The organism is Halomonas elongata (assembly GCF_029081005.1).
Taxonomy (GTDB): Bacteria; Pseudomonadota; Gammaproteobacteria; order Pseudomonadales; family Halomonadaceae; genus Halomonas; species Halomonas elongata_B.
In genome coordinates this window covers 1-7,906 of the sequence record NZ_JAJQTQ010000050.1, presented here as the reverse complement: position 1 = coordinate 7,906, position 7,906 = coordinate 1, and the positions used below count along the sequence as shown (strand labels likewise).

At 66.9% G+C, this 7,906-nt stretch carries 7 protein-coding genes, 1 pseudogene and 1 riboswitch; of the genes and pseudogenes, 3 read left to right on the top strand and 5 right to left on the bottom strand.

Features of this window, described 5'->3' with window-relative positions; translation table 11 throughout:
- Positions 1 to 208 precede the first annotated feature (208 nt).
- The 3 genes from LU493_RS19300 to thiE all read left to right on the top strand — a co-directional run bounded on the left by LU493_RS19300 (position 209) and on the right by thiE (position 2,495).
- Positions 209 to 847: a peroxiredoxin gene (locus LU493_RS19300; protein ID WP_275289439.1), complete on the top strand. Its 639-nt coding sequence runs from the start codon at positions 209 to 211 to the stop codon at positions 845 to 847.
- A 79-nt stretch (positions 848 to 926) separates the two neighbouring features.
- A riboswitch (TPP riboswitch) is annotated at positions 927 to 1,027 on the top strand.
- A gap of 33 nt (positions 1,028 to 1,060) precedes the next feature.
- Positions 1,061 to 1,867: a hydroxyethylthiazole kinase gene (thiM, locus tag LU493_RS19295; protein ID WP_275289438.1), complete on the top strand. Its 807-nt coding sequence runs from the start codon at positions 1,061 to 1,063 to the stop codon at positions 1,865 to 1,867.
- The gene (gene thiE / locus LU493_RS19290; protein ID WP_275289437.1) at positions 1,857 to 2,495 is read left to right on the top strand and encodes a thiamine phosphate synthase; all 639 of its coding nucleotides are present in this window, start codon (positions 1,857 to 1,859) and stop codon (positions 2,493 to 2,495) included. Before thiM ends, thiE begins: the two co-directional genes overlap by 11 nt.
- A gap of 9 nt (positions 2,496 to 2,504) precedes the next feature.
- Here thiE and LU493_RS19285 read toward each other — a convergent pair whose 3' ends face one another.
- From LU493_RS19285 to LU493_RS19265, 5 genes and pseudogenes are all read right to left on the bottom strand, one after another.
- Positions 2,505 to 3,380: a DMT family transporter gene (locus LU493_RS19285; RefSeq protein WP_275289436.1), complete on the bottom strand. Its 876-nt coding sequence runs from the start codon at positions 3,378 to 3,380 to the stop codon at positions 2,505 to 2,507.
- A gap of 277 nt (positions 3,381 to 3,657) precedes the next feature.
- Positions 3,658 to 5,091: a serine hydrolase gene (locus LU493_RS19280; protein WP_275289435.1), complete on the bottom strand. Its 1,434-nt coding sequence runs from the start codon at positions 5,089 to 5,091 to the stop codon at positions 3,658 to 3,660.
- Positions 5,092 to 5,242: 151 nt separating this feature from the next.
- Positions 5,243 to 6,010: a sulfite exporter TauE/SafE family protein gene (locus tag LU493_RS19275; protein ID WP_275289434.1), complete on the bottom strand. Its 768-nt coding sequence runs from the start codon at positions 6,008 to 6,010 to the stop codon at positions 5,243 to 5,245.
- A gap of 49 nt (positions 6,011 to 6,059) precedes the next feature.
- Entirely contained in the window at positions 6,060 to 7,415 is a 1,356-nt protein-coding gene (hglS, locus tag LU493_RS19270) for a 2-oxoadipate dioxygenase/decarboxylase HglS (RefSeq protein ID WP_275289433.1), read from the bottom strand.
- Positions 7,412 to 7,906: pseudogene (locus tag LU493_RS19265) on the bottom strand (FAD-binding oxidoreductase); the annotation flags it as partial. The gene hglS and the pseudogene LU493_RS19265, both read right to left, overlap by 4 nt.

Here is a 7,906-nt window from a genome sequence, read left to right as displayed (position 1 = left end):
AGCTCGAAGCTCGAAGCTCGAAGCTCGAAGCTCGAAGCTCGAAGCTCGAAGCTCGAAGCTCGAAGCTCGAAGCTCGACACTAAGCGTAAATTCGACTGAGCATATGGCCAGCGGTTGTTTCCACCCGCGCCATCATCGTGCAATGCTGGAAACCCTCGAGCCGGCACCGCGCCCGCGATGCCACTCACCCATCCATCAGGAGGCCAATATGGCACTGCAACTCGGCGACATCGCGCCAGACTTCACTCAAGAGAGCACCGCCGGCACCATCAACTTCCACGAATGGGCCGGAGACAACTGGGTCATCCTGTTCTCGCATCCCAAGGATTTCACCCCGGTGTGCACCACCGAGCTCGGCGAGGTCTCGCGGCTCAAGCCGGAATTCGACAAGCGCAACACCAAGGCCATCGGCCTTTCCGTGGACCCGCTCGAGGATCACGAAGCCTGGGCCGGCGACATCCAGGAAACCCAGGGGCAGGGGCTGAACTTCCCGCTGCTGGCGGACGGTGACCGCAAGGTCAGCAACCTCTACGGCATGATCCACCCCAACGCCAACGATACCCTGACGGTGCGTAGCGTCTTCATCATCGATCCGAACAAGAAGGTCCGTCTGACCATCACCTATCCGGCCAGCACCGGTCGCAACTTCGCCGAGGTGCTGCGCGTGCTGGACAGCCTGCAGCTCACCGACCAGCACAAGCTGGCCACCCCGGTGAACTGGCAGGACGGCGATGACTGCATCATCGTTCCCGCCGTGAGCAACGAGGAAGCCAAGACCCTCTTCCCGGATGGCTGGGACGAGCAGAAGCCCTACCTGCGTCTGGTCAAGCAGCCCAAGCGTTCTTGATGGAACGGCGGCGGCGGCAAGCGCCGTCGTCGCCCCCTCCTTCCCCTTTACAGGCGCCGGCCTGACACGGATAGTAGTACGCCGACGACAGGGGCGCCGGACACCATACCGCCCGGCTGAGACGCACCCTCATCACCTGACCCGGATAATGCCGGCGGAGGGAGTCGTGCCGGCTCTTCCGAGGCCAGCACCTCCCGCCGCCCGGGAGGCGCCATGCACACCATCGACCCCGCTCGCCACCTGAACCGCGTGCGCGAGTCCCGCCCGCTGGTTCACAACATCACCAATCATGTCGCCATGAACACCATGGCCAACGTCCTGCTGGCCCTGGGCGCCTCGCCGGCCATGGCCCATGCCCGCGAAGAAGTCGGCGAGTTCGCTGCCCTGGCCGGCGCCGTGACGCTCAATATCGGCACCCTCTCGCCCGACTGGGTGGACGCCATGGAAGATGCCGCCCGTGCCGCCAATGAGGCCGGCACGCCCTGGGTGCTCGACCCGGTGGCGGTGGGCGCCACGACCCTGAGACGCGAAGCCGGTGCCCGCCTGCTGGCACTGTCACCGACGGTGGTACGCGGCAATGCCTCGGAGGTCATGGCCCTGGCCGAGCAAGGCAGCGGTGGCCAGGGCGTGGACAGCACCGATACCACCGAGGCGGCAGAGCGCGCCGCCGTCGAGCTGGCTCGCCGCACGGGGGCCGTGGTTGCCGTCACCGGTGAAACCGACCTCGTCACCGATGGCCAGCGCCTGGCCCGTGTGGCCGGCGGACACGCCCTGATGCCGCTCGTCACGACCCTGGGCTGTGCCCTGACGGGCGTGGTGGGCGCTTGCCTGGCCGTCGCCGAAGACCCGTTCGAGGCCTGCGTCTCGGCGCTGACGGGCTACGCCGTGGCCGGGGGCATCGCCGGGGAGAGCGCCCAGGGGCCGGGCAGCTTCGCCGTGGCCTTCCTCGATACCCTGCATGCCCTCGACGCCGACACCCTGACCAACCGTGCCCGACTGGAGATCACCCATGCGCGTTGACCTTTCCCTCTATCTGGTCACCGACCCCGAGCTGTGCGCCGAGCATGGCCTGGAGGAAACCGTCACCGCCGCCGTGCGCGGTGGCGTGACCCTGGTGCAGCTGCGCGACAAGCACGCCAGCGATGCCGAACTGGTGCCGGTGGCACGACGCTTGAAGAGCGCCCTGGCGGGCAGCGGCGTTCCCCTGCTGATCAATGATCGGCTGGAAGTGGCCCTGGCCAGTGGCGCCGATGGGCTGCACATCGGCCAGGATGACGGCGAGGTCGAGGACGCCCGCGCCGCGCTCGGGCCGGACGCCATCCTCGGGCTCTCGGTGCAGACCCACGAACAGCTCGCCCGGATCGCGCCGGCCAGGCTCGACTACCTGGGCCTGGGGCCGGTCTTCGCCACGCCCAGCAAGCACGACCATGCCGCCCCGCTCGGGTTCGACGGCCTGGCGGACCTGGCCGGCGCCAGCCCCTTGCCGACGGTGGCCATCGGGGGACTCAAGGCCGAGCACGCCGAGGCGGTGCGCCGTGCCGGGGCCAACGGCCTGGCGGTGATCTCGGCGATCTGCGGCACGCCGGATCCGGAAGCGGCAGCTCGTCGCTTCCTGCAGGGCGTGCCCTCGGGTCTTGCCCGAGGCTGAGCCGACGCGTCAGGTGGTAGGCCGACGGTTCAGGGCGACACGCCGCTCGTGATAAGCGATGACCAGGCCACTGACGATGATCAGGGTGCCGCCGACGAACACCCACACGTCCGGCACCTCGTCCCATAACCACCAGCCCAGCAACACGGCCCAGAGCAGCGCCGTGTAATCGAAGGGCGCGGCGAGCGCCGCCGGCGCGTAGCGGAATGCCAGGGTCAGTCCGATCATGGCGCCGACACCCAGCACACCGGCCAGCAGGAAGAATGGCCAGTGAATCGGCGCCGGTGTCTGCCACACCCAGGGCAGGCTCGCCGCCGATACCAGCATCGGCACCAGGGTGGTGTAGAAGACCATGGCCCAGAGATGCTCACGGTCGCCATAGCGGCGCGCGGTGATCATCATCAGGGCGTAGAAGACCGCCGCACCGACCACGATCAGGGCCGCCGGCTGGAAGCTGCTGCCACCCGGCCGCACCACCACCAGCACGCCGACAAAACCCAGCAGGGTGGCCAGCAGCGTGGTCCGATCGACCCGTTCGCCGAGCAGCGGCACCGACAGCAGATTCACGAATAGCGGTGCCGCGAAGGCGATGGCCGTGGTTTCGGCGAGCGGCAGCAGGGTCAGGCCCCACATGAAGCAGATCATGGTGCCGGTAAAGATAAGCCCGCGCATCAGGTGGATGCCGGGGCGACGCGTCGACAGCTTGCGAAGCCCGCCGTTGAAGCGAGCGATCAACGCGATCAGCGGCAGCGACACCAGGGTACGGAAGAAGATGAGCTGCAGCGGCGAATGCGTCTCGCCGAGCCACTTGGTGATAGCATCGCCCAGCGCCAGACACAAGACCCCGCCGCACATGCACAGGATTCCCTTGAACGATGACGACATCTCACCTCTCCCGACCGCTCGGCCTCCGAGCTCTGAACCAAAAAAACCACCCCACCGGTAGAACCAGCGGGGTGCTGCGTATTTGGCTACCAAGCTAAGGGCTTTCTCGGGTAACGGCAACCCACCCTTTCGGGGAAGCGCTGGACAAGTCGGCGAGCGGAGCAAAACACAAGGTGCCCGGCACACAAGAACCGGAGCCTATGCCGTAATAGGTGAAGATGCTGAGCACCGCGTCACGCCGTGATTTGCCCGCGCAGACATTTGTGCAGGAGTTTCCCTAGAGGGTGGCCTGCACCACCATGCAATCCATCCCCTGCGCCTGCAGCCGCCGGCAGGCGTTACGCGCCTGCCCTTCCTGCATGTCCACCAGCCGCGCGCGATAGACGCCGGCCTCGGCAACATGCGGTACCGCCACACGGGCATCGGCCAGCTCGGCGGTCAGGCGTTCGGCGGCCCGGGCGGCCAGACGCCGTGCATGGTCGGCATCGCTGAAGGCCCCGACCTGCACGCCCCAGCTACCGGGCATCGACGCCTCCTGCTGATCGACGACACGACGGATCGGGTCCGGGTCGTCATGCGGTGCCGCCGAGGCGACGGAGGTGGTCGACGTCGAAGGTGTCGACGCCGCCTGCTCGGGTGTCGAGGTCTCGCCCGACGCCTCCCTGGCCGACGCCGATGTCGGCGCCGGCTCGGACACCGGTGTCACGGCGCCCACGCCGGTACCGGCCGCCGCGATGACCTCGTCCCGGGAAGGCGAGCTGACGGCCTGTGGCTCGGGTGCCGTGTTGTCGGCATTGTCGGCACTCGCCAGCATCTGGCCGGACGACGGCATCGGGCGCCGAGTCCCGGGCAGCAGGTGGTCATCGGTGATGCGGGTATTGGCCAGGAAGCCCCGTCCGTCGACCAGCGAGGCACGCAGGAACCCTCGATCCAGCAGGTTGGCCATGTGCTCGTCTCGAGAAGCGGCGGTATAGCCCCCCATGACCACCGAGAGGATGCGTCGACCATTGCGCTTCGCCGATGTCGCCACATTGAAACCGGAGGCACGGATGAAGCCGGTTTTCAGGCCATCGGCGCCGGGATAGCTGTCCAGCAGATTATTGTGGCCCGTCAGGGTCTTGCCGCGCCAGGTGAAGCGGCTCAGGGAGAAATAGGGATAGTACTGGGGAAAATCGAGCATCAAGCGCCTGGCGAGCAATGCCATGTCTCGCGCCGTGGTGACCTGGCGGTCATCCGGCAGCCCGGAGGCGTTGCGGAAGGTCGTGTCCTCCATGCCCATTTCCCGGGCACGAGTGGTCATCATCCGCGCGAAGTGCGACTCGCTGCCGCCGAGCGCCTCGGCCACGACCACCGCGACATCGTTGGCGGAGCGAACCACCAGGGCCTGGATGGCTTTCTCGACCTGGATACTGCTGCCCGGCTTCAACCAGAGCTTGGTGGCCGGCATTCCGGCGGCGGTGGACGATACCGGCAACCGCTGCCCCAGCGTCATGCCACCCTGATCGAGCGTCTCGAACAGCATGTACAGCGTCATCATCTTGGTCAGAGAAGCAGGATAGCGCGGTACGTCGGCATTCTCGGCGTAGAGGATCTCGCTGGTATCGGTATCGATGACGATACCGGCGTAACGCGGATTGTTTGCCTGGGCGGTGCCGGCCAGCAGCGTGACGGCCAACAGCAGGATGAAGACGAGGCACCATCGCCGTGTCATTGTGAGCCCCATGGATGTTCCCCTGAATTCATGGCTTCCCTACATAAGCGCATTATGACCCACAATAGCACCCTGTACAGGGGAAAAGGCCACAAAAAACGGCTTTTTCGTGTCATCCGGGGCCGATCAAGCGCCAAGATCGTCACCGGCATCAACCGATGACGCCGAAACGTTGCAGCCCCAACCAGATCAGACGCAACGCCAGCAGGGTCAGCCCCCAGCGAAACAGGCCGTCGAAACGCCGCTCGGACAGCCGGCCCAGCAACCGCAGCCCCAGCCAGGTACCGACCACACCGGCAGCGATCATCAGGACAATCAGCCAGAGCCAATCGCGGAACACGAAACCGGCGACGCCGAACACGAAGGCCTTGGTGAGATGTTGCAGGGTCATGCAGGCCGAGAAGGTCGCCACAGTCGCCTGGCGCGAACCTCCGTGCTGCTTGATGAAGGCCGCGACCATGGGCCCGCTGGCCCCGACCAGGCTCGACAACAGGGTCGTGATGGCACCCGCGATGGCGGTGCCGACGCCACCCAGGCCGCGCTTGGGCAACCCCGGCCCCCAGAGGGTGAACAGCACGAAACCGGCGATGGTCAGTTCCAGCACGCCGGTCGACAGGCGCACCAGCATCCAGCTGGCCGCCATGGCACCGAGCAGTGCACCCGGCACGAAGGCGGCCAGGGTCGGCCAGGCCAGATGACGCAGTGTCATCAGGGCCCGGCCACCGTTGGAGCCCAGTTGCACCATGCCGTGTACCGGAATCAAGGCCGCGCCGGGCATCACCTGTGCCATGGTCATGATCAACAGGGTTCCACCGCCGACCCCCATCGAGGCGCTGATCATGGAGGTCAGGGTCGAGAGCAGTATCAACAGGAGTTCGATGCCGCCGTCGAGTGGCGACAGGCTATCCAGCAACGGCATGACACATCCTTGTCCGGGCAGTGCATCCCATCATACCCGAAGCCTCGGGTCAGCCGCCGAGCGCCTCCAGCACCGCCTCGCGTGACAACCTTTCCCGCTCGCCGTAGAGCGTCAGCTCGTCGGTCACTTCGGCGCCTAGCGCTGCTTCGAAGGCTTCACGATTGGCGTTGCCGGCATAGGCATCGTTGCTGCCGCCACCGAGATTCGACTGGAAGATGCCGGCCGCGCTGACCGGCAGGAAGTCCTCGTAGGTGATCGGCCGGGCGACGACCAGGCCCTGTTCGATCAATGACTCCAGCTCGGTCTCGACGACCACGCCGGCCTCGCGTCCCGCTTCGGTCAGCCGGTACTCGAAGAAGGCCAGGCCCTGGCGGCGCAGCTCGGCCTCGGTATCCGGGAAGTCGGCGAACACCTCGCCCAGAACGCGCTGGTGCTCGGTGTTGTCCAGGCCGGCGGTGCGCCGACGCGACTCGGCCAGCAGGCGATCGTAAAGGGCGCGCCCCTCGGCGGTCAGCGCCACGCCACGCTGTTCGATCTCGCCGAAGCGTGCGGTATGGGTCCCCTGGTGTTCGCCGGCGAAGCGGACCGGCTCCTCCAGGGCCTTGAAACTGGTCTGGCGCAGCAGGATCGGGCAGTCGCGACGCGGCGGGCCTTCGATGACCTCCTTGGGGTTCATCCCCGCCGCCGGCATGCGACGCTGCGCTTCATCGATGTCCAGGGTGCGCGGCGTCAGGTGGTTAATGTGCGGCCCATGGAAGCAGACCACATCGGCGATCAACCGATGCTCGGCATGCAGCGCCTCGTAGGTGTCCAGGTCCACGGTGGCGTCCTGGTGCCAGCGGAAGGTCTCCAGTGCCTCGGCCACGAAGCGGTCGGCCTGCTCGTCGGTCAAGCCGCCCTGGCGTTCGCTGAGCTCGATCATTTCCCGGGCGCCGGGCGTGAAGATGTCGCGCTTGGCGAGGATGCCGGCGGCCCGCTCGCGCAGCTCGGCGTTCTCGATCAGTTCCAGGCGCAGCAGCGAGGTGAAGACACGGAAAGGGTTGCGCGCCAGCGCCTCGTCGTCGATGGGCCGGAAGGCGGTAGAGTGCACCGGCACGCCGGCCTCGGAGAGATCGTAGTAGCCCACCGGGAACATGCCCATCACCGCGAACAACCGACGCAGCATGGCGAGTTCCTCGGCGCTGCCGACGCGAATGGCGCCATGCCGCTCGACGCCGAGGCGATTCAGTTCGTCGTGGGCCTCGAGTCGCCCGGCCAGTTCGGGATCTCGCGCCAGGGTCTCGCGGTTCACTTCCGCCACCAGCTCGAGCAGGGTTTCGTACTGGGGCACCTCGGCCTGGTACATGGCCGACATGGCCCTGGAAAAACGGTCACGAATCTCGTGATGGGATACGGGGGATGTCATCGGATGTGCCTCTCGGTGTCGGTCGTCGTGGATTCGGTGGATGTGCCTTGCAGCGCCGCCAGCAGTCCCTGAAGCGGGTGGGGCAGGGCGGCATCCGAGAGCCGCCTGGCCTGGCTGCGGCAGGAATAACCGGTGGCCAGCAGCCGGCCGGCGTTGGCGGTGTCTTCCACCCGCGGCTGCCAGGACTGGGCGTAGATGGTCTTCGAGGTCTCGAGGTTGCGGGCCTCGTGGCCATAGGTGCCGGACATGCCGCAGCAGCCCGTGGCGATCACTTCGAGTTCGAGCCCGAAGGCCGCGAACACCCGCTGCCACTGCGCCGGTGCACCAGGCACGCTGGTCTTCTCGGTGCAGTGGGCGAGCAGCCGGTAGCCGGGGTCGTCGGGTCGTGGCCCGTCCTTGGCCAATTGCGGGGCACGCTCGGCCAGCCACTCACTCAGCAGGCGGACCTCGGGCACGGCGTCGGCGCCCAGCGCCTTCACGTACTCCTGTCG

Excerpts from the sequence above, each read along its gene's own strand:
- LU493_RS19300 (WP_275289439.1), top strand. The coding sequence starts at position 209 with ATGGCACTGCAACTCGGCGACATCGCGCCAGACTTCACTCAAGAGAGC.
- thiM (WP_275289438.1), top strand. The coding sequence starts at position 1,061 with ATGCACACCATCGACCCCGCTCGCCACCTGAACCGCGTGCGCGAGTCC.
- thiE (WP_275289437.1), top strand. The coding sequence starts at position 1,857 with ATGCGCGTTGACCTTTCCCTCTATCTGGTCACCGACCCCGAGCTGTGC.
- LU493_RS19285 (WP_275289436.1), bottom strand. The coding sequence starts at position 3,380 with ATGTCGTCATCGTTCAAGGGAATCCTGTGCATGTGCGGCGGGGTCTTG.
- LU493_RS19280 (WP_275289435.1), bottom strand. The coding sequence starts at position 5,091 with ATGACACGGCGATGGTGCCTCGTCTTCATCCTGCTGTTGGCCGTCACG.
- LU493_RS19275 (WP_275289434.1), bottom strand. The coding sequence starts at position 6,010 with ATGCCGTTGCTGGATAGCCTGTCGCCACTCGACGGCGGCATCGAACTC.
- hglS (WP_275289433.1), bottom strand. The coding sequence starts at position 7,415 with ATGACATCCCCCGTATCCCATCACGAGATTCGTGACCGTTTTTCCAGG.